General features: G+C 61.6%; 19 protein-coding genes. 3 read left to right on the plus strand and 16 right to left on the minus strand.

All coding sequences use genetic code 11. The annotated features are described in order from the left end of the window. Window position 1: 1 nt before the first annotated feature. The 4 genes from X771_RS153690 to X771_RS153675 are packed head-to-tail and all read right to left on the minus strand — an operon-like array spanning window position 2 to window position 3,616. Entirely contained in the window at window positions 2-805 is an 804-nt protein-coding gene (locus X771_RS153690; protein ID WP_023687792.1) for a sugar phosphate nucleotidyltransferase, read from the minus strand. Then, window positions 805-1,905 (minus strand): glycosyltransferase, encoded by a 1,101-nt coding sequence (locus X771_RS153685; RefSeq protein WP_023687793.1) that lies wholly within the window; start codon window positions 1,903-1,905, stop codon window positions 805-807. Before X771_RS153685 ends, X771_RS153690 begins: the two co-directional genes overlap by 1 nt. Window positions 1,906-1,919: 14 nt before the next feature. Then, window positions 1,920-2,516: a histidine phosphatase family protein gene (locus X771_RS153680; protein WP_023667978.1), complete on the minus strand. Its 597-nt coding sequence runs from the start codon at window positions 2,514-2,516 to the stop codon at window positions 1,920-1,922. Then, window positions 2,513-3,616 (minus strand): myo-inositol-1-phosphate synthase, encoded by a 1,104-nt coding sequence (locus X771_RS153675; RefSeq protein ID WP_023681094.1) that lies wholly within the window; start codon window positions 3,614-3,616, stop codon window positions 2,513-2,515. The genes X771_RS153680 and X771_RS153675 overlap by 4 nt, the downstream gene beginning before the upstream one ends. 85 nt (window positions 3,617-3,701) lie before the next feature. Here X771_RS153675 and X771_RS153670 point away from each other — a divergent pair, with 85 nt between their 5' ends. Beyond that, window positions 3,702-5,516 (plus strand): hypothetical protein, encoded by a 1,815-nt coding sequence (locus X771_RS153670; RefSeq protein WP_245262557.1) that lies wholly within the window; start codon window positions 3,702-3,704, stop codon window positions 5,514-5,516. Window positions 5,517-5,524: 8 nt separating this feature from the next. On the opposite strand, the gene X771_RS153665 is transcribed toward X771_RS153670, so the two are convergent. The 9 genes from X771_RS153665 to X771_RS153625 all read right to left on the minus strand — a co-directional run bounded on the left by X771_RS153665 (window position 5,525) and on the right by X771_RS153625 (window position 14,743). After that, a complete protein-coding gene (locus X771_RS153665; RefSeq protein ID WP_023667982.1) occupies window positions 5,525-5,710 on the minus strand; it encodes a hypothetical protein in 186 nt (61 codons plus the stop codon). A 94-nt stretch (window positions 5,711-5,804) separates the two neighbouring features. Next, window positions 5,805-6,845: a UDP-glucuronic acid decarboxylase family protein gene (locus X771_RS153660; protein ID WP_023681096.1), complete on the minus strand. Its 1,041-nt coding sequence runs from the start codon at window positions 6,843-6,845 to the stop codon at window positions 5,805-5,807. Window positions 6,846-6,868: 23 nt separating this feature from the next. Continuing rightward, the gene (locus X771_RS153655) at window positions 6,869-7,972 is read right to left on the minus strand and encodes a glycosyltransferase (RefSeq protein ID WP_023681097.1); all 1,104 of its coding nucleotides are present in this window, start codon (window positions 7,970-7,972) and stop codon (window positions 6,869-6,871) included. Beyond that, a complete protein-coding gene (locus X771_RS153650; protein ID WP_023667985.1) occupies window positions 7,969-9,063 on the minus strand; it encodes a glycosyltransferase in 1,095 nt (364 codons plus the stop codon). Before X771_RS153650 ends, X771_RS153655 begins: the two co-directional genes overlap by 4 nt. Further along, entirely contained in the window at window positions 9,060-10,190 is a 1,131-nt protein-coding gene (locus X771_RS153645; RefSeq protein WP_023681098.1) for a glycosyltransferase, read from the minus strand. Before X771_RS153645 ends, X771_RS153650 begins: the two co-directional genes overlap by 4 nt. A 2-nt stretch (window positions 10,191-10,192) precedes the next feature. After that, window positions 10,193-11,293, minus strand: a complete 1,101-nt coding sequence (locus tag X771_RS153640; protein WP_023687795.1) for a glycosyltransferase family 4 protein — start codon at window positions 11,291-11,293, stop codon at window positions 10,193-10,195. Further along, window positions 11,278-12,570 (minus strand): TIGR04295 family B12-binding domain-containing radical SAM protein, encoded by a 1,293-nt coding sequence (locus X771_RS153635; RefSeq protein ID WP_023687796.1) that lies wholly within the window; start codon window positions 12,568-12,570, stop codon window positions 11,278-11,280. Before X771_RS153635 ends, X771_RS153640 begins: the two co-directional genes overlap by 16 nt. Next, window positions 12,567-13,640 (minus strand): GDP-mannose 4,6-dehydratase, encoded by a 1,074-nt coding sequence (locus tag X771_RS153630; protein ID WP_023681101.1) that lies wholly within the window; start codon window positions 13,638-13,640, stop codon window positions 12,567-12,569. Before X771_RS153630 ends, X771_RS153635 begins: the two co-directional genes overlap by 4 nt. Next, window positions 13,637-14,743: an SDR family NAD(P)-dependent oxidoreductase gene (locus tag X771_RS153625; protein WP_023681102.1), complete on the minus strand. Its 1,107-nt coding sequence runs from the start codon at window positions 14,741-14,743 to the stop codon at window positions 13,637-13,639. Before X771_RS153625 ends, X771_RS153630 begins: the two co-directional genes overlap by 4 nt. 217 nt (window positions 14,744-14,960) lie before the next feature. Between X771_RS153625 and X771_RS153620 the strand changes: the two genes are divergently transcribed. Beyond that, complete coding sequence (locus X771_RS153620; RefSeq protein ID WP_023667991.1) at window positions 14,961-15,236, plus strand: hypothetical protein; 276 nt, start codon at window positions 14,961-14,963, stop codon at window positions 15,234-15,236. 215 nt (window positions 15,237-15,451) lie between these two features. Here X771_RS153620 and X771_RS153615 read toward each other — a convergent pair whose 3' ends face one another. The 3 genes from X771_RS153615 to X771_RS153605 all read right to left on the minus strand — a co-directional run bounded on the left by X771_RS153615 (window position 15,452) and on the right by X771_RS153605 (window position 18,888). Further along, complete coding sequence (locus X771_RS153615) at window positions 15,452-15,778, minus strand: low affinity iron permease family protein (protein WP_023687797.1); 327 nt, start codon at window positions 15,776-15,778, stop codon at window positions 15,452-15,454. Window positions 15,779-15,888: 110 nt separating this feature from the next. Then, a complete protein-coding gene (locus X771_RS153610) occupies window positions 15,889-16,371 on the minus strand; it encodes a DUF2269 domain-containing protein (RefSeq protein WP_023687798.1) in 483 nt (160 codons plus the stop codon). Between the two features lie 1,389 nt (window positions 16,372-17,760). Further along, complete coding sequence (locus X771_RS153605) at window positions 17,761-18,888, minus strand: NAD(P)/FAD-dependent oxidoreductase (RefSeq protein ID WP_245262559.1); 1,128 nt, start codon at window positions 18,886-18,888, stop codon at window positions 17,761-17,763. Here X771_RS153605 and X771_RS153600 point away from each other — a divergent pair. Further along, on the plus strand, window positions 18,887-19,228 hold the full coding sequence (locus tag X771_RS153600) for a hypothetical protein (protein WP_245260256.1): 342 nt from the start codon (window positions 18,887-18,889) through the stop codon (window positions 19,226-19,228). The two genes, X771_RS153605 and X771_RS153600, sit on opposite strands and share 2 nt — an antisense overlap. Window positions 19,229-19,243 lie beyond the last annotated feature (15 nt).

Raw genomic sequence — 19,243 nt, forward strand, 5'->3', positions numbered from 1 at the left:
CTCAGGCTCCTTCGCCAGGAACGACGGGTACATGCGACTGCGCGCCGGGCATGATCATGGTGGGCCGGCGGTGCGCGGATGAGGCGTCGTTTTCAAGCAACCGCAGCGCTGTGCGATAGCCGTTGAAAGTGCCGACATCGACATAGTCCGACCCAGCCCTGACACCAAAAGCTGTACCGCCGGCCGCAATATAGGCGTTGACCAAAGTGCCGATATATTCGTCACTGCGCTCCCGCTCACGCCAGAGTGCCGCAAGCTGATGCAGGATATGGCCCGGCATCTTGAACGCACCCCAAACCCAGTTCGTGGCGGCATCCTGCCGCTTGACCTGGATTTCGATCACGCGCTCGTGGACGTCGATGACGACGGCGTCGAAGAATTCCGGCTGATCCACCGGGAAAAGCAGAAATGAGAGCTGATCGTCGGGCAAATGGCGGAAACCGTCCTCGGGAAACCAGATCGTATCGGGAAGGCCGACCAGGACGACCTCGTCGGGCGCGACGAGGGGCGCCGCCCGGAAGATCGCATCGCACAGACCGACGGGGTTCGGCTGCACCACGAAGAGAGCCGCCGCGTCACCGTAGCCGGCGGCGTAGTATTCAAGGATGTCGGATTTGCCCGATCCGATGATGAAGCAAATCTTGTCGACGCCGGCCTGCACCATGCGCCGTACCAGATACTCGCTCACGGCGCAGGGACGCTCGGTCTGTCCATCGATCCGGCTACCGACCGGCAGCAGCTCTTTCGAGAAGCCGAGCGGCTGAATGCGGCTGCCGCGCCCGGCAGCGGGTACGATGCCCAACATCAGACCGCTTCCCTCATCGGTTCGCCGGGAGATCTTTGAAAGGCATCGTTCAGGATGCGATCCAGTTCCGCCGCGCGCCGTGCGGAAGTGTGTTCGCCCAAGACCCGGTCGCGGGCACGCCTTCGAATGCCGTCGAGCTCGCACTCCGGCAATTGCAATGCGGCGACCACATCATCGGTGTCATGCGCCAACAATATTTCGCGGCCGGGTTCGAAAAATTCGGCCAGGCCCGGCCATGCATCGGTGACGATGGCAGCCCCACACGCGGCCGCTTCGAAGAGCCGTCCCGACGGGCACCAGCCCTTTTGCGCCATCGCCTCCCGGGTGACGTTCAGTGTCAGGCGAGATGATGAGAAGAAAGCCGGATGGTCGGCTGGCGGAAGATGCCTGACAAAGAAGATGTTGTCACTCCATGGGAATTCCTGCGGATATTGCGCGCCGCCAATGATGAAACGGTGGTCGGGCAGGCGCGCGGCCGGGCGGACTAGCAGCTTTTCGACGCCGGCCTGGCGATCCGCCGCGTAAGTTCCGAGATAGGACAGATCACCGGCGAATTCGGCCCGCTTCTCTGCCGGCCGGTGTTGGTCGGGATCGACATGCCCATAGAGAGGCACCACGTGACGCGCGCCTAAAACCGACTTAAGCGCCTCGATCGCAGAGCCGCCGGTGTAACTCAAAACGAGGTCGAAATCGGCAAGACCCTCAGGTCCGAAATAGGGCGGACGCTCGCCTTGCTCGATGCGGGCAAGCGTGACCGGAGTGTCGAGATCGTAGAAGACACGCAATCCGCGACCTGTCTGCTGCGCCAGCCGCGAGGCCTCCACGGCGTCGGCACAGTAGGAGGTAACGACGACGACATCCGCTTGCTTCATTGCCCGCTCCGCAACGCGACGGATGTCTTCCCAGTCCGGATAAATGACGACGTTGCCGCCATCGAGCCGATCGAGATCACGCGTCCCGGCATAGTAGGGGGTATCGCGTTCGAAGAAGGTGATGGACCATCCCAGCCGACCCAGGGCGCGGATCAGTCCGCGCCAGAGCGTGGCATGGCCGTTGCCCCATGATGATGTAACAGTGAGACCGAAAATGACCATCTGCATCCGGAAAGTCCTCGTCAGGCAGCTTCGTTCATTCGCAGGAGCTTGGAGCCCCAGTCACCCGACACGATCGTCGTGATCGAGGCTGGATCGATGTCGAAGCGGAAGCAGTCGCCGACCGGCAAGCCAAGCACCTTGCAGACGGCGGCCTTGATGACGTCGGCGTGGCTGACCAGGGCGACACACTGGTTCGGATGCCGCTCGCGCACTGCGTTCATCAGTGCGACGATCCGCTCCTGGACATCCAGCATGGTCTCGCCGCTCGGTGTCCTGGCCTCCTGCCGCTGGTCGTTCCACGCCCGCCAGCCGGCGTCGCCGTTCAACTCGTCGAAGGTCTTTCCCGACCAATCGCCGAAATCGATCTCATCGAGTTCGGCGCAGATCGCAATCTCACCGACGCCGCAGGCAAGCGCGATCGGCACGGCCGTCTCTTGCGTACGCTCACGCGGGCTGCACAAGATGGCTTCAATCGGCTCCCGGGCCATGCGGCCACCAAGATGCGCGGCCTGCGCCTTCCCAGCCTCGCCAAGGCAAACGCCATCCATCCGTCCTGCAAGATAGGAGCCGACATTGTCGTGCGCTGCATGACGGATCAAAAAGAACGTTGTCGTCATTCCGCGGCATCCAGCAAAGGCTCGTCCTTGCCGGCGATGAAGGCGAGCGTGCGCTGCCGCGCTTCGGCGTCGGTGAACTGTTCGGGAGGCGACTTCATGAAATAGCTGCAGGGACCGGTCAGTGCTCCCGCTATGCCGCGATCGAGCGCAAGCTTGGCGCAGCGTATCGCATCGATCACCACGCCGGCTGAATTTGGAGAATCCCAGACTTCCAGCTTGAGCTCGGCGTTGAGCGGCACGCCGCCGAAGGTCGTCCCTTCCACTCGGATATAGGCCCATTTGCGATCAGTCAGCCACGGTACGTGGTCGCTGGGTCCGACATGAATATTGCCCGGCTCCAGGGGAACATCGAACTGGCTGGCCACGGACTGGGTCTTGGAAATTTTCTTTGATTCCAGCCGCTCGCGTTCCAGCATGTTGAGGAAGTCGGTGTTGCCGCCGAAATTCAGCTGATAAGTGCGATCGATGCGCACGCCGCGCTCGCGGAAGAGATTGGCCAGCAGGCGGTGAACGATGGTCGCCCCGACCTGGCTCTTGATATCATCGCCGACCAGCGGCAGCCCTCGCTGCTCGAAGCGCCGGCGCCATTCCGGACGTGAGGCGATGAAAACGGGTATGCAGTTGACGAAGGCGCAGCCGGCCTCAAGCGCGCATTCGGCGTAGAAGCGCGTCGCCTCCTCGGAGCCCACCGGCAGGTAAGAGACCAGCACGTCGGCGCCGCTGTTGCGCAGGATTTCGCTGACGTCGGCAACCGGCTCCGGCGCCTCCTCGATTTCGTCGCGCAAGTATTTTCCGATGCCGTCAAGTGTCGGTCCGCGCTCGACGCGAACGCCGTTTGCCGCCGCATCGGCAAAGCGGAACGTGTTGTTCGGGGCGGCGTAGATTGCTTCAGCGACGTCGAGGCCAACCTTGCTCCTGGCGACGTCGAATGCGCAGACAATCTCGATGTCGTCGACATGGTAACCGCCGAGGTCGGCATGCATCAGCCCTGGGATTGGTTCGTTGCTTTTTGCGTGACGATAATAGGAGAGGCCCTGCACCAGGGAGGATGCGCAATTGCCGACCCCGACGATACCGACACGAACCTTTTTCGATCCCACGAAACTGCCGCCCTATGCTGTTCAAAGGTAAGTTCCTGCAGCCGAACCACCAGCGTGCCGGAATGTTCCTTGGCCTGCCGAAAAATTGCGCAAGACAGCATGGATCGAAGCAGCGCTCGCTGCGTTGCCGCAAGGCGAAGCATTGGAAAACCGATCGATGATTGTTTACGGCGACCAGAAGCGGAGGCAGAGCGCAGAACGGCTTCGCGATGCTGCGAGCGAAATTGCTCAAAGTCTGGACCGCATGGCTCATGGCGTCCGACGCCATGCCGCGTTGGTCGGCCTATTCATCAGCGTATCGGAACTGGTTCGCGCGCTTGCCGATGTCGATTTCGAGAACAGGGGCATCGACATCTTTTCGCCGCGGCAACAGCAAGGCGCCAGATTGCTGGTTGGTCTTGCGGCAGAGGTGGCGAAGTCGTGGCGAAGCGGTTTCGCCGTGGGCGGTGGCATCGAGCCGGGACTTCTCCAACTGCTGGACGGGTTGGATTGCGAGGCTGAGGTTCTGACCGGTTCTGCCGAGGGTTACGCGCATTACGCGCTTTATCCCGAAAGCTATTTGGGAGCGGCGCAGGAGTCAGGTCTCGATGCGAACACATGCGTGATCGGCATCCGCAGCATCGGCCTGGGGCTTGCCGCCATAGTGGCTGCCGCGATTGGCGCGCCGGCGCCGTTCAGCGTTCGTCCGGTCGGCCATCCTTTCCGCAGGCACATCAATGCCGATCCGCGCTCGATCGCTTCCTGGAAGAACAATCCATCGGCACGCTTCGCCGTTGTAGACGAAGGTCCCGGTCTGTCCGGCAGTTCGATGCACGCCGTCGTCGCGTGGCTGCGGGAACTGGGTATTGGTATGGACCGCATTCACCTGTTTCCCAGCCATCCTGGCGACCCGGGCATCGAAGCGTCACGGGAGGCCAGGGAGACATGGTCGCGCTGTCCGAAACATGTGGCGACGGCGCTCGAATGCACCTTCCCCGAAAGCTCGAACATTCCCACGCTTAGCGAATGGGTGGCCGAGGCGGTCGGCAGCCCCGAATTACGCCTGACCGAACTGTCTGGTGGCGAATGGAGGAGCGTCCACTACGTCGACGAAAAGCATTGGCCGCCGAGCCCGCGCGGCATCGAGCGGCGTAAATTCCTGGCGTCCGCGGGGTGTGGTCGCTGGCTCGTCAAATTCGCCGGCCTCGGCGAAACCGGACGGCGTAAGAGACGAGCCGCGGAAATGTTGGGGAAAGCCGGGTTCGGATCGCAAGTGGTCGGGCTTTGCCACGGCTTTCTGGTCGAACGGTGGATTGACGGCACCACGATGGACCAGGCGCCGCTGCCAAGAGGAAGGCTGGTCGCGGAGTTGGCGCGCTATCTAACCTGGCGGGCGCTCAATCTCCGAACCTGCGAACCGGGTGCATCATTGCTCGCACTCACGGAAATGGCTGTTTTCAATACATCTGAAGCTCTGGGCGAGAACCGAGCGGCGACGTTGCGCGGCTGGCTCTCGAAAAAAACCCCTGCGCATGTTCTGCAGCCGGTGGAAATCGACGGAAAGCTTCACGCGTGGGAGTTTCTCGTTTGTGCCGACGGCTCGGTGGTCAAGACAGATGCCGTCGACCATTGCCGGGCACACGATTTGATTGGCTGCCAGCCGATAGAGTGGGACATTGCCGGCGCCCGTGTCGAATATGGACTGTCCGACAGCGATGTGACGACATTGGTCGAGGGGATGGGGCTCGATATTGACAATGGCCACATCGATTTTTTCGAACCCTGCTATTTGGCGTTCCAAATCGGGCTCTGGAGCACGGCTGCGCAATCCGAAAATGGCCAGGAAAAAGCAAGGCTGGCCGCGACCGGAGACCGATACAGGGCGGGGCTGATACGATTCCTGGACGAATCTCAGGTGTAGCGTTTCGATCAATCCAGCCTTCGTAGCATGTCTGCTTCCTGCTCGAGAATAGCGGCCACTTCCTCGCGCTGCAGATGCGTCATCATCAGGCTGACGCAGCACTCGAGATAGGTGATCGAGGAGCGCCGCAGATAGGCAGCCGCCTCGCGTTCGGCAATCTTGTCGACATCCTTCGCGGGTCGCTTGGGTTGCATGAGGATGATCCTCCGTATCGGGTCCCTCCCGCCAAACTACAAGGTTGGATGGATGTTCCGAACGATCTCCGGGCAGGTCCGGCCGCGGCCCGCGTCATGCAGGAAGGTTCTGCAGCCCGCCTGCGGGTCTCCTTTTGGCAAGGCCTGTCATCTGATCGCCGATGCCGGTGCCTTCGAGCGCCGCGAAATAATCGATCGTCAGCTTGAGCCCTTCGTTGAGCGGCACTCTCGGCGACCAGCCGAGCAGCGTTTTCGCACGCGAAATATCAGGCTGCCTGCGCCGAGGATCGTCTTGCGGCAGGGGCAGAAATTTCAGATCCGACTTGGTGCCGGTCATCGCCTTCACCAATGCCGCCAGTCGCACGATGGTGAATTCTCCGGGATTGCCCAGATTGACCGGCTTGCCCGGATTGGGGTCGATGTTCATCAGGCGCATCAATCCATCAATCAAGTCGGAGACATAGCAGAAGGATCGCGTCTGCTGGCCGTCGCCGAATATCGTCAGCGGACGCTTCTCGAGCGCCTGCATGATCAAATTCGAGACGATGCGACCGTCGGCCGGATCCATTCTCGGACCGTAGGTGTTGAAGATGCGCGCGACGCGGACGTCGGCCTTGCCGGCCCTTAGATAGTCGAAGCAAAGCGTTTCGGCGGTGCGCTTGCCCTCGTCGTAGCAGGCGCGTGGGCCGGTGCAGTTCACATGGCCGACATAATCCTCCCTTTGCGGGTGTTGTTCCGGATCGCCATACACTTCGCTCGTCGAGGCCTGCAGCAGTCGCGCGTCATTGCGGACAGCGAGTTCGAGCAGGTTGAGGGTTCCGATCACGCAGGTACGCGTGGTGTGTATCGGGTCGGCCTGATAACGCGGCGGTGAGGCGGCGCAGGCCAGGTTGAAGATGTGATCCACGGGCTCGCCGAGATCCAATGGCCGGCAGATGTCCTGCTCGATCAACCGGAAACCCGGCCGGTCCATGATCGAGATGATGTTTTCCATGCGCCCGGTCAGAAAATTGTCGACGCAGATCACGCGCCAGCCGTTGCGGAGCAATACTTCGCAAAGATGCGAACCGAGGAAACCCGCGCCGCCGGCAACAAGCACCGTCTTTGCCCTGTGCGCCTTTCTTGTCTGTCGCATCGCTGTTTTCTCCTGTCTGCCGTTCATGCTGCACTTCCAATGTCGAGATCGAGGGCCGTCGCCGTTGGTTGGGTCAGCGCCGCCACGAATTCGCGAGCCCTGGCCCCACCGGTGTGGGAAGCGAGGACGAGTTTGCGAGCCCGGCCGGCCATGGCCAGGCGTGCGCGCTCGGACTCGCCAACGAGGATATCGATGACTTCGTCCGTCTCCGCGGCGGTGTGGATCGCCGATGCGGGAAAGAAGCTGTCGAGCCCTGGCCAGTGGTCGCTGACGATGGGCGTGCCGCAAGCCGCCGCTTCGAACAGGCGCACGCTGGGCGACCATCCTGCGGTGATCATGGAACTGCGTGTGACATTCAGCGTGTAGCGCTGACGGCTATAGAACGCGGCGTGATCGGCTGGCGGCAAATGTTCGATGCGTTCGACATTGTCCGGCCAGATGATGTCGGATGGATATTGGGAGCCGGCCACGACGAAACGGAGGTTCGGCATATGCCGTGCGGGCTCGAGCAGCAGAGCGTTCAGCGTTGTCTGCCGGTCCATGCTGTAGGTGCCGAGATAGCCGAGATCCCAGCGGATCGGATCTCCTGTCGGGTGATGCCGTTCTGGATCGACCGAACAATAGAGAGGTTCGGCATGGCGCGCGCCGAAGTCTTGCGCCAGATGGTTGAGCGTTGGTCCGCCAGTGAAGGAGAAATAGACATCGAAATACGGAATTTGCCGCGAACTCAGATAATCGCAATCGTCGGCTGAAAGCTTGGCCAGGGTCACCGGGGTGTCGATGTCGTAAAAGCAGAGCTGCCCCTTGCAAAGCGAGGCGACGATGTCGATGACCTGGCGTCCTTCTGGAACAAAGGATCCGATGACGATGATGTCGGCCTGCTCCAGGCACTGTGCGTAGTCGCGTTGCAGCTCCGCAGTGGTTTCGTAGTAGCGCAAGGCGCAGAACTCCGGATCGCGCAGATCGCGGTGATTGGCGTACCAGGGCACGTTGCGCTCCAGAAAAGTCACCCGGTGACCGAGTCCGTGCAAGCCTTTCAAAAGACCCCGGAAAGTCGTGGCGTGGCCGTTTCCCCAGGATGAGGACAGCGACAGGCCGAGAAAGACGATGTCCAGTTTCTTGGTCATTCCGCTGCCTCCACGGCCCCGTGCTCGAAATGACGTTTGAAGACGGCATCCGCCACATCCGCCCGAAGCGCGTAGGTATGGTCCGCCAGCACGCGGTGAAGTGCGGCTTGGCCGATTGCCTTGGCCCGCCCGGGGGTCAGCGAGCGCATTATTTCGGCGACATCGCCGCCGTCACGCGCGACCAGGATCTCCTCGCCTGGTTTCAGGAACAGTTCCACGCCCAGCCATGCATCCGTGATGAGACAGGCGCCCGCGCCGGCCGCCTCGAACACTCGCGTGGCCGGTGAAAAACCGTTGGCGGCCATGCTGTCGCGGCTGATGTTCAACACGGCTTTTGGGGTGACATTGAAGGCGTTGTGATCGCGGGTGCCGACATGGCCGAGCCAGCCTACATTGGTGGGGAGCGGCTTGTCGCCCCAACCCGAGCCTCCGAGCAGGAAACGCTGTTTCGGCAGCTGGCTGGCGGGATCGAGGAAAAACGATTCGACACGCGCTTCACGGTCCGGCAGCCGGTTTCCGAGGAACGCCAGGTCGCAGGCAAAACGCGCTTTGCTGGCGACCGGATGGTGCGTTTCGGGATCGAGCGCATTGTAGATGGGCACGCACTCCTTGGCGCCCATGGCACGATAGGCCCAGACAACGGGATCGCCGCCACCATAGGTCAGCACGAGGTCGATCTCCTGCAGTGCACGATGGAGCGGGTGGTCCGGCTCGTCGCGCAACTGGGCAAGCGTGGCTGGCGCATCCACGTCCCAGAATACGACAAGCGCGTCGCTGCGGGCGTGGTCGAGAACGGCGCGAAGCAGCGCCTCGTCTTCGAAACCGACGCCACTCGCCTTGACGACGATGTCGGCGCCGGCGGCACGTGCCGCGACCTGCATCAGCGCATGCTGGGTCGCCTCATAAACGACGACAGTGCACCAGTCGGGAGCTTCGATGTCGCGGTTCTTCTGCCGGTCGTAGACATCGGGTTCGTAGAACGTGATCTCGTAACCCAATTGCGAAAGTGCCTTGAGCAAACCGCGATAGTACGTCGCGGCACCGTTCCAGTAGGACGACAAAAGGCTCGATCCATAGAATGCGATCTTCATGCGACGGCTTCCTTTGCGGCTGTCGGGACGGCGGTGTGTCGGTTCGCGCATTGCGTGAGCACGCCGAGCAACTCGTCGACGCGGTGGCGGCAGGTGTGCCGCGAGCGGATGGTCTCGAGACCCGAGGTCACCAGGGAGGCCGCAAAGTCCTCGTCGGACAACACCGTCCGAAGCTGTTGCCGCATTTGCGAGCCATTCTCGGCAAACAGGAAGTCGACACCGGGCCTGAAAAGCTGCTCGACATCGGACCATGGCGCTGAAATCAGCGGAATGCCGCAGGCGAGTGCCTCGAACATGCGGATCGTCGGGATTCCGGGCAACCTCTCGCGATAGGGGCGCCGTGGAACGTGAACGGTGACACGATGCGCGGCGAAGGCCTTCGGCACGTCGGCATTGGCGATCCACCCCTCATAGCGCAGTCCTGCGGTGGCCAGATCCGCAAGTGCGGTCTTGGGGTAGCGTACGCCGTGAACAGCGGCATCAAGGCCGAGATCGTGCACCGGCTCGATCAGAAACTCCTTGAGTTCGGCGGTCCGCTCATCATCGCCCCAGTTGCCGATCCAGACCAGATCGGAGGTGGGGTGGATCTCCGGGTGCGGCTTGAACAGGCGATCGTCCGCCGCTTCATGCCAAGTGAAGACGCGCTTGCCCCAGCCGGCGCGCAGATAGCTCTCGCGCAAGGTTTCGCCAAAGGCGAGAACGCCGTCATAGTGCTCCAGCCGGAGCGCCGAGAGTGCCTCGGTCGCAGACACGGCCCGGTGGTGGGTGTCGTGAAAAAGAAGGATGAAGTTGCCGCCGGCGGCCCGGGCACGGCCAATACGTGCGACAAGCTCCGGATCCGTCCACTCATGAACGATCACAACGTCGGCCTCGGCAATCCAGGCTTCGTGATCAAATCCGGCGTCGTAGGTCACCGGCATCAGTTCGGGAAAATCCTTGCGGAAGCGTTCGATGGCGAACGACCCCTTCTCAGCCAGCAGATTCGACCGGCTCCAGCCATTCGCCGGCTCCAGCGCAATAGTCTGATGCCGGCGCTGGACCAGCTCTCGCATGACGCCGCGCAGGAAATGGGCATTGCCATGGTTCCAGTCGGAAACGACCGAGTGGGTGTAAAACACAAAGCGCATGATCAGCGCTCCGCCATCGCTAAGGCCGCTTTGTCGTAGACGCCGCGCATAGCCGCTGTCTGCTTTGTCAGCCTAAACCTGCGGCTGCGTCGGATGGCTGCCTGGCCAAGCTCTCGCCGGAGCTCGGCATCGCTGGAGAGACGGTTGAGGCAGGCAGCGAGATCGTGCGGATCGCGCGCGTCAAAGAATATCGCGGCCCCGTCCCATAGTTCGCGATAGGTGGCGATATCGGAAAGCACCAGGGGCGTAGCCGACATGGCGGCTTCCAGCGCGGCCAGGCCGAATGGCTCGTAGAGCGATGGCGATACGAAAATACCCGCGCGAGCCATCAACGAACGCACCTCATCGGACGGCACTGCTCCCAGAGGAACAGCATGGCTGAAGCTGACATGCTCGCCGTTTGGGCCGTTCGTCGAACCGGCGGCAAACAGAGGCCATCGCGTCAGGGACGCCGCCTGATCGACCACCGCCGCATTTTTGCCCTCGTCCCACCAGCGGGCAGCGGCGAAGACGAGCGGTTGATGCTTTTCGGCCTTCGGCAGAGGACGGGCACCATTTGTGACCACACGCAAGCGCGCGATCGGGCCGTAGCAGGTCTCTAGCATGTCGGCATGGCTGCGGCTCGGCGCGATGACCGCGTCGGCCCGATCCATGCCGCGTCTGTTGCGCTCCTTCTGCCAGGCCCATGCCCCATCGGCCGCCTGTCCTCTGACCGCATGGAACCAGGTCGTCACGCAGGAATGGGAGACCACCACGACCGGGCATGGCGCGTCGAATCCCGCCGCCTGCGAAGGCGCGTTGAAATGGACAAGGTCGATGGCGTGGTCGCGCATGGGCGCATGCAACTCCCGCGGCAGCGCGTCGAGATCACCGCCGTTGCGGGTCATCCAATCCGGGGGCGTGTTCAGCCAGATCAGCTTCGCGAAAGCCTCCGCCTCGTCGGCCTGCTGCCTGGACGGTGGCGGACCGAGGCCGGCAAGCACCACGCTATCGCCGCCGTTGACAAGTTCCCTGGCCAGGTCGAGCGCATAGCGCCACACGCCGCCCACGGCGTCGACCGTCATCAGGATGCGCCGCGAGCGCGGCGTCAGTGTCCGCAACATGTCGCCTCCAGTTCCGCCAGCGGACGCGGGCGCCTTTCCTGGATGTCGCTGAACTTCTGGAATGATGCGAGATAGTGATCATGGGCGCGCTCCCAGGCGAGGTCGTCGGGTTCGCCCCAAAGCTCGCGATAGCTTGGCGAACTCGGATATGGATAAAGCGGTACGGGTTCATTGGCCCACACGCCGTTGTCGATCAGGTGCGTTCGCCAGTAGTCCACAAGGGCAGGGTCATCCTCGACGACGCCGATCAGATTGGCCTGTACGAACGGAACGTGACGCCTGGCATTGACGAGCAGCGCGGCAAGTTCCTCGGTACCGAGCCGGCAGCGTTTCGCCAGCATCGCACGACCTTCCACGGTCAGGCTTTCGAGGCCGGCCTCGATGGAGACACAGCCAGCCGCACCGAGCAGTTCCAGCAGCTCGGGCTTCCAAAGGTCGATGCGGGTCTGCACACCGAACTTCACGTCGCGATGGATCAACGCTTCCAGCAGCGCTTTTTGCGGCAGGAAGATTTCATCGATGAAATAAATGTAGCCGACCCCCTGGGCAATCAGCCCATCGATTTCCGCTATGACAGCCTCGTGGTTTCGGCGGCGATAGGCATCGCGGAAATCGATCTTGGCGCAGAAGCTGCAATTGTAGGGGCAGCCGCGCGATGCTTCGACCTCCGCGCCGAACCCAACCTGCTTGTCATCGAACCTGTGATGGTGATGCGAATGGGCTGCGATCCAGTCTGATGGCCATTGGAGTGGCGGATGATCGACAAACGAGCTGGCGTGGACGCCGCCGTTCAAAACCACCTTGGCGTCGCGCAGGTAAGCGGTCGAGGGGACCGCGCTCCAGTCGTCGCGCCGGGCAAGTTCCGCGACGATTTCCTCGCATTCGCCGCGCACAACAATGTCGACGCCAAGCTTGCGCAAGGTTGGCGCGGGCGTAGCCGAGCCATGCGGCCCGACCGCGACTGTGCGTCCACCGCGCCCGGCGAGACGGTTGAGGAAATCGGCCGGCACGCGCAACTCGGGTGGTGCGCAGCGCCAGAACAGATAAGTCGGGGCGGTAGTGACGACCGTCATTGCAGGCGCGAAATCAGCCACACGCTCGGAGAGGTCCGAGTTGTCGAGCTTCTGCAATTGCCCATCCAGCATCAACACCTCATGGCTGGCTGTTTCGAGGAGGGATTTCGAATAGCCGAGTTCCAGCGGGAGATGTGGTTGGCGGCAGCCGAAATAGATGCTGTCGTCATAGGTCCAGAACGGGTTTACCAGGGCGATTTTCATGCGACGTACCTCACGACTTCGGGGCGAGGCTGGAGCCGGTGTTGTTGCAGCCAGTCTGCGAGATCGCGAATGCCTTCGCGCCATGAAACACGAGCTTTCCAGCCAAGCATCGCTTTGATCTTGCGGGTGTCGGCGACGAAGAAGGGCTGATCGCCGGTGCGTTCGTCATCATGGCGGATCGAAAGCTCACGGCCGGTCAAGCTACGGATCTCGCTCAACAGCATGCGCAGGCTGATCGCATTATCGGGGCCGCCGCCAAGATTGAATGCCTGGCCTTTGGTCGTCTCGATACGATCGAGCGTGGCCCTGTAGGCGGCGACCGCATCGGAGACATGCAGTATATCGCGCACTTGTCTGCCGTCGCCGTAAATGGTGATTGGACGTCCCGTCAGCGCACTCAGCAGGAAGTGCGCGACCCAGCCTTGATCCTCGGTTCCGAACTGGCGCGGCCCGTAGATGCAGCTCATCCGCAGCACCGCCGTGGGCATGCCGTAGGATTTGGCATAGTCGAGCACATATTGGTCCGCCGCGCCTTTGGAGCAGCCATAGGGCGTGCAGAAATCCAGGCCGTGGGTCTCGTCGATGCCATTCGCTTGGATGATGCCGTCGCAAGGCAGGTAACGATCGCCGTCCTCGCGCACCGCGACGTCGGGCAGGCTGCCATAGACCTTGTTGGTGCTGGCGAAGACCACCGGAACAAACTCACTGCTCAGCCGCGCCGCCTCGAGGACATTGAACGTTCCTCGAAGGTTGATGTCGAAATCCTCGTCCGGTTGGACCAGGCTCGTTGTGACGGCGGTTTGCGCGGCCAGGTGGAAGATCGCCTTGGAACTCTTCAGAACGGGCGCAAGCGCGTTGGCGTCGCGCACGTCAATCGTTTCGACCATGAGGCGGCTTCCGTGTTTCTGCGCCAGCCATTCAAGGTTCTGTTCGACGCCGGGGCGGCTGAGATTGTCGATCACCAGCACCGGCTCGCCATCCGACAACAGGCTGTCGGCCAGGTTCGATCCTATGAAGCCGCTGCCGCCGACAATGGCGACGGGCGCGTCGCGTCGATTGCGCGTATTCATGACACCAGCCCACGTTCTTCAAGCTCGCGTTTCATGTCGGCGCCGCGGTCGATGGCGGACGAGTTGCGCACCCAGGAAACGAAATCGGCGAGCGAATTCTCCAGTTGTTGCCTCGGCTCGAAACCGAGCAGCTCACGGGCCTTGGAAATATCGGCGAAGCAGTTGCGGATATCCCCGGAGCGCGCCTTGCCGAGCAACTCTGGCGAGCGGTCCGGCGTTCCCATGGCCTCGGCAAGTACCCGCGCGACGTCGCTGATAGCATAGGCTCGGCCGCTGCCGATGTTGATGACGTGACCCCTTGCCTGGCGTTGCTGCAGCGCAAGACGAAAGGCGCGGGCGACGTCATCCACATGGACGAAATCGCGTTTCTGTTCGCCATCCTCGAAGATCATTGGACGTTGGCCGTTGGCGAGACGCGAAGCAAAATTGGCCAACACGCCGGTATAGGGGTTCGATAACGCCTGGCCGGCGCCGAAGACGTTGAACAGGCGCAGCGCGACCGCATCGATGCCATAGGCTTCGCCGAAGATCAGCACGGCACGTTCCTGGGCGTATTTCGTCAGTGCATAGATAGAGGCGAGATCGACCGGCTTTTCCTCGTCCGTCGGCAGGGGGGAGAGGGGTTCGCCTTCCGGCGACAGCGGATTCCACTGTCCGTTTTTGATGTCGCTCGCCTTGCGCCGGGCATTGTCGATGCGCCGGCCGTCCGATGTAGCATAGAGGCCCTCGCCATAGACACTCATCGATGAGGCGACGACAATGCGCTCGACCGGGTGTTTGATCAGCGCCTCAAGCAGCGTCGCGGTGCCGAGATCGTTGGTGCCGACATAGCGCGCGATCTCGTACATCGACTGTCCGACGCCGACTTCCGCGGCTAGATGAATGACCGCGTCAACGCCTTCCAGCGCCTTGGCGACCGCCTCCCGGTCCCGAATGTCGCCCTTGATCAGCTCGGCCCCGGCGGGAAGGGCGACTGTTTCGCCTGCGTGCACCTGCTCCAGCAGCACATCCAAAATGCGAACCGAATAATCCTGCTCGATGAGTTCCTGGGCGACATGCCGGCCAATGAAGCCGCAGCCCCCTGTAACCAATATCCGTTTCACGACCACTCCTCAGACAGGTAATCTTGGCGACCCGAACTTTTCGGCAAAAGGTTTGTTCCCTTGGCTTCAACAAAGTTCCTTTGGCCGGCTTCGTTCGGAAGCAGCCACATCGCGCTCGCCGCGCCGTGCCGGAACATTGCCGCCCTTGTGCTGTTAGGACGCCGGCAGCCCCGACGGTGCCCGATGTTGGCAACGCCGATGATCAAAGGAGATTTCAATGTCCCAGTCGCAAACGACCACCAATCACGACGAAATCCGCAAATGGGCGGAGGAGCGGGATGGACGGCCGGCAGTGGTTCGCACCAAAGGCGCGGGCGGCATCCTGCGGATCGACTTCGGCAAACCCGAGGAAGCATTCGAGCCGGTCGAATGGGACGAGTTCTTCCGCATATTCGACGAGAACGATCTGGCCTTTCTTTATCAGTCCAAGACTGGTGACGGACAAACCAGCCGTTTCAACAAGTTCGTCGAGCGCAACCAGAAGGGCGAATGACGCACTTCGAGCCGGCCGATTTGCCTGACCTGGTTCTCGGGCAAATTTTTCTGGATGCGGTGGAACAATAGAGGGCTCCGATCCTTCGGTCGCTGAACCACAGTCGCAGCAAGGATCGAAGGCCTGGGCCTGAGCGCAGGAGGCGGCGGGGCTGGATAGGCGTCAAAAGCTGGAAACCCGCTACTCGTCCTGCCGTGAAACCAAAACGCCGCTCATCAGTCGTCCTGCTGCTTGCGGTGGCGGTGTTTTTCGATTTCCTCGGGCTCTTCATCGTCGATCCGCGTGATGTTCGAGGCATTGTGGTCTGATCGCAGGATCTCATCCAGTTTGGCGTGAATGGCCTGAGTGTCGCGGTGCTCGGCACGCTGGATGAACAGCGTCATGGCCCACGTAAACAAGGTAGCCGCTCCATGCCAGTCCAGGGTTTGTCGCTCGAAGATCATCCAAAGGATTGCGTAGACCAACAGGATCAGGAATGCCGCGGGGCGGGAGGTTAATGTGCCGATTGAAGTAAGCACGCCGGTGACGGGATGATTGGCCATGCGAAAGAACTCGCGGCAGTGACCGTGGTTCCCGACCGCAGTGCATCGCGCCGGCACGAGCCAGCTAGGCGCGACGGATGAATTCACGGCGCAGTGCTTGCCGATCGCAGCTACAACGATGACCACTCGATTGCCGGGCGCGCAATCATCAGCCAGAAAATGGCGAGCACGGCGCCGAAAGCTGGGAAGCCGAAGACAAACCAGCGTCTGAACAGCTGATGGTAGCGCTCGGGAGGAGGTTGGTTGGAGAGTGCGGCCTGTGTGGCTAGATTTCGCATCTCGATCTGCATCCACACGACAGGCAGCCAGAACAGGCCCGTTAAGATGTAGAGCAGGATCGAGAGAACGATCCATCCTTCGGACAGCGAATACCCCGCAACCCTAGCGAGGCCCAGTCCGGTCAGAGGTTGTGCGACAACGGCCGTAGCCGTGAACAGGAAATCAGCCAGCACGACAATTCGGGCGATGGCTGCGATCGTCGCGGCATTCCCGGTCCGGTGTGCCAAAAGCATGAAAAAAGCAATGCCGGCACCAGTTCCGAGCAGCACAGCAGCGCCGATCACGTGCAGGTATTTAAGCACGAAGTACATCATCAGCGTTCCTCCAGAATGGCCAGCGCTGCAAAATGCAGAACGAGGATCGGGAGGATTTTGATCAGCGGCCCGAGTGGCTCAAGCCAAAGATCCGGCCGCAGAATGCTCCCAGCGGTCGCATAGAAAAGCGATACCGCGATTGCGCCGAAAAGACCAAGCCGGCTGGTTGGGCGCCAGGCGACAAGCGCCCCGACTGCGATGTCAGCCAGCGCGCCGGCGACTACCGCCGGTTCGGCCAAGGGGCCGGCAGCAGTGCCAATCAGCAAGTCAACTCCGCTGCGCCAGCCGGCGGTGAGGGAAATGATNGGAGTTCAGACGTGTGCTCTTCCGATCTGGATTTAAACGCAGTGCAGATGTAAGACTTGATGGTTGAATGCCGGTCGCCGTCATCCACGGCTGGGGATCGCCGACAGCGCCACGGGCAATCTCTTTTGCTGCATTGCTGCGCATCGGCGGGCGCCAGCCCAGCTGAGCCGCGGCATCCCCGAACCTGTACAAGATAGCTGCGGCCCAATTGGGCAAGATGAACTCCCGAGCACTGCTCCATCCGAACCAGCGGCGATAGCGACCCACGACCTCGCTCATCGGAAGTGCCTCTGGCCCAGCGAGGTCCAGCGTGAGGTGCGATGGGCTACCGGGTTTGAGGAAGAACAGGACGGTGGAGATGACGTCATCGAGTTGGACGACTTGGAGACGGCCCGTGTCGGGCATCAACGGCAAGAGCGGCAACGCCGCGAGGCCGCGAAAAAGTGCACTTGCGCCGAAGGCCGGCCTTCCCAGCACTACGGAGGGGCGCAGGATGACCCAGTCAAGGCTACGTGCCATCAGTGCTTCATCGCCGGCGACCTTGCTGGCGGAAAAGGCGGACGGCTGCTGGCGATCGACCCCGATGGCAGAAAAGTGGATCACCTTATTCACACCTGCGTGCTCACACGCGGTGAAGAGAGCCGAGGCGCCGGTAGAATGGACATGCCGGGTGTTTTCCCGGGCACTATCCTGCAGGACGCCGGCACAGTTTACGACGGCGTCCACACCGGCGAGATAGGGGGTCCAGTCCTGAGGTCGCAAGGCCCGCGCCATATCCAGGGAAACGGTTTGGATCTCCGGGTGGACGCCAGTGTCTGCGTGGTGAAGCACGCGAACCACTTCATGACTCTCGCCGGCCAGGCGCGCGCAAAGCGCGGCTCCAATCAGACCTGACGCGCCGGTGACGAGAATTTTCATTCCTTCCTCCAGCCGTTCGCCAGCGCGTGCCCGTCCATCAACCCAGCGGCTGCGCCTGGGAGAACTCTAGCAAAGCCGAAGCCGGTAGTCTCACGCCGGGTGGAACAGGTTCCGGGCATCAACGCAGCCAAAGGTGAGCCGGTACGGTGCGTTCGCATCTGCAGGTCAACTTCGCCGGAAGTTCGTCGCCGGCTCGGCGCAATCGCGGAGGTCGTTATGAATGTGAGTTGCAGCCTTGGCGGCGTCTCCGAACGCAACAGCAATTTGATTGAGCCCCTCGGCCACGTCGCCAATGGCATAGAGTCCTGGCGTTGAAGTCTCAAGGTGTCGGTTGACCAGGACATAGCCTTCTGCGTCACAGTTAGCCCCCAGAGCAACCGCGAGTTCGGAGCGTACGTCGCTGCCCATTGAAGGGTACACCACATCGATGTTGCGCATCGGGGCGCCCTCGGCCATGACGACATCGAACCCGGTTCGTCGAGGGATCAGGTCATCGACAGCGTCCCAGATTTCAACTCCGCCTGCCAAGGCGGCGCCGCGGGCAGCTTCGGAAACATCATCCTGGTTATTGGCGAGCAAGGCGACCTGACTGCCATATCCCTTCAGGAACAGAGCCTCCCTGACGGCGAGATGCTCCGGACCAACAACGCCGATGCGGCTACCCCGGGCCTCATATGCATCGCAAACCGGGCACAGTCTGACAATGCCGGTTGCGATCGCCTCCTCCAGTCTTTCGATGGGAGGTGCCTTGTCCACAATGCCCGTTGCCAGAATCACGCGCCTTGCTTGGACAATCCCGCAGGTGGTCGTCAGAACAAAAAACCCCTCGCGTTTTTCGGCGTGGCCTACGCAACCATGGACAAGGCTCGCGCCGTATAGCTGTGCCTGGGCTCGTAGGCGGCCGAGCAGTTCTTCCCCGCTGATGCCGTCGGGGAAGCCGGGACAGTTACGGGATTTTGGGATGAGCTTGGCACGCGCATGCCCCGCGTCGAGCAAGATCACCGAACGCAGAAACCTGGCTAAATACATGGCTGCAGCGAGCCCCGCGGGGCCGCCGCCGACGATGGCAACGTCAAAAACTTGTGCGCCCGAAAAGCTTGGCATCGGGCCTAACTTCAACTCAACGAGCTTGTTCCACAGGGTCGAAATGGACGCAATCAGGATGCACACTGCGCAATAAGAGTGAACTCCAACCAGTCGTGAAGAGAAAGGCCACTGCCTCATCAAGCCTGCAAAAACCTCGTGGCTCCCAACGCTGCGAGTACAGCGCCACTGGGAAAGTGAACGCATCATGGAACTTCGGCTCACCGTCGCGCTTAGTTTGGCGAAAGGGTGGTCTGAGATGAGCGCGACCAGAGAGTTTTTTCAAAACTGGCTACAGGAGAATGTCGGCACACTTCCTGGTCGAGAGGAAGTCAGCGTCGCGGTGCTCGCTCAGCAATTCGAGCAAGATGCCGAGGTGGCTGGTTATGGGCGTGAAGTAAGGGAGGACGAACTCGGAAACATCGAAGATGCTATCGTGCAAGCGATCAAGAACGCCGGGTCCGGGGTGCAGAGCCCGAGCTCCGAAAAGAGCGATCGGGCACCTGTAATGGACGCGTTGGAGGTCGATGATGCCAAGAGCGGACCGTAGCCCCTGACACCTTCT

It is taken from the genome of Mesorhizobium sp. LSJC269B00, from assembly GCF_000502815.1.
In the GTDB taxonomy this organism is placed as follows: domain Bacteria; phylum Pseudomonadota; class Alphaproteobacteria; order Rhizobiales; family Rhizobiaceae; genus Mesorhizobium.